This is a genomic window from Xylophilus sp. ASV27 (assembly GCF_016428875.1).
In the GTDB taxonomy this organism is placed as follows: Bacteria; Pseudomonadota; Gammaproteobacteria; order Burkholderiales; family Burkholderiaceae_C; genus Xylophilus.
Window position 1 is genome coordinate 1 of the sequence record NZ_JAELTO010000244.1, and the last position, 1,071, is coordinate 1,071.

Sequence of the window (1,071 nt, forward strand, 5' to 3'; positions counted from 1 at the left end):
CTGCTGTGGGCGGTCTGCGGCGTTGCAAATCCTCGCCATAGCTGCGGCTATGGCTGCGGTTTGCGCCTTGCATCCCATCCCACACCAGGGCGCGCGCCACCACGCGGACTTGTTCAGCGTTGCCTTAGGTGCATCCGATCACGGGCGTATCGCGTAATGCAGGCATGGGCCAGAATCCCGCATGCTCACCGAATCCCCCGACCAGGCACTGATCGCCCTCATGCAACGCGTCGCCACCCATGACCAGGACGCCGCCGCCGCCCTGCGCGAGCTGTACGAGCAGACCTCATCGCGGCTCTATGGCGTGGCGCTGCGCGTCACCGGCAACCGCGAATGGGCCGAGGACGCGCTGCAGGAGGCCTACCTCAACATCTGGCGCATCGCCGGCGACTACCGGGCCAGCCTGAGCCCGCCCATGGCCTGGCTCGGCGTCATCGTGCGCAGCCGGGCGCTCGACTTCCTGCGCCGGCGCAACAGCGAGCGCGTGGACCGCAACCAGGAACTCGACGACTACGTGCAGGAAACCGTCGCCGGCGAGGCCGTCGATCCGGCCGATGCCGCGAGCACCAGCGAGCAGGCCTTGGCGCTGCGCCAATGCCTGTCCCGGCTGGAGCCCAGGCAGCGCGAGGTGGTCAGCCTGGCCTACCTGCGCGACCTGAGCCATGGCGAACTGGCCGAGCAGTTGAAGCTGCCGCTGGGCACCGTCAAGACCTGGATCCGGCGCGGCATCGAGCAACTGCGCCAATGCATGCAGAGGTTCGCATGAACCTGCGCGACCACCCCGATCTGCTCGACCAACTGGCCGCCAGCCACGCCCTGGGCACGCTGCGCGGCGGCGCCCGCCGGCGCTTCGAGACCCTGGCGCGCGAGAACCCCGGCGTGCGCGCCCGCGCGCTGCTGTGGCAGGAGTGCTTTGCCGCGCTGACCGAACTGCAACCGGCCGTCCCTGTCTCTTATACACATCTCCGAGCCCACGAGACCGTACAGGAAATCGCGTATGCCGTCTTCTGCTTGAAAAGGGGGGGGGGGGGGGGGGGGGGGGGGGGGGGGGGGGGGGGGGGGGGGGGGGGG

General features: G+C 69.8%; 1 protein-coding gene and 1 pseudogene. Both read left to right on the forward strand.

The features are described from left to right. Positions 1–181: 181 nt before the first annotated feature. On the forward strand, positions 182–766 hold the full coding sequence (locus tag JHD63_RS22655) for an RNA polymerase sigma factor (protein ID WP_198973054.1): 585 nt from the start codon (positions 182–184) through the stop codon (positions 764–766). Further along, a pseudogene (locus tag JHD63_RS24295) lies at positions 763–1,071 on the forward strand (anti-sigma factor); the annotation flags it as partial. The gene JHD63_RS22655 and the pseudogene JHD63_RS24295, both read left to right, overlap by 4 nt.

What these genes read in the sequence shown, in the direction of transcription:
- JHD63_RS22655 (WP_198973054.1), top strand. Translation starts at nt 182, where the DNA reads ATGCTCACCGAATCCCCCGACCAGGCACTGATCGCCCTCATGCAACGC.